1 protein-coding gene is annotated in these 372 nt (G+C 43.3%); it reads right to left on the reverse strand.

The window, feature by feature from the left end; genetic code table 11:
• Nucleotides 1-372 (reverse strand): sensor histidine kinase (locus tag ACNKXV_RS13505; protein ID WP_417908254.1); only part of this gene is annotated, 372 nt, incomplete at both ends.

Below are 372 nucleotides of genomic sequence, written 5' to 3' on the forward strand. Positions count from 1 at the left end.
CAAACCGGAATCTGCCACTTCGATGTAGGGCTGATTCCCGGACTTGCCTACCCTGAGAAAAACATCCGAACCGTCCGGTGAATACTTGATGGCATTGTGAAGCAAATTGTCCAAGATCATTTCCAGAGATTTCTCATTGGTAGTAATATAGATCGGCAGCCCCACCTGAGATTGAAAGGTGATTTTTCGTTTTTGTTCGGAGGAAATCTGATCTGCTTTTTCTTCCAAAAAGGTGATCAATTCCAATTCCTCTTTGACTAGATTTTTGGAGTTTTCTACTCTTGCCAAAGCCAGAAGCTGGTCAATCATAGCACTCATTCGATCGATGGTTGCCAGTGCAGTTTGGATTTTATGTTCGTATTCTTCGGCGGT

Origin of the sequence: Christiangramia aquimixticola (assembly GCF_048285835.1) — a bacterium.
Taxonomy (GTDB): Bacteria; Bacteroidota; Bacteroidia; order Flavobacteriales; family Flavobacteriaceae; genus Christiangramia; species Christiangramia aquimixticola.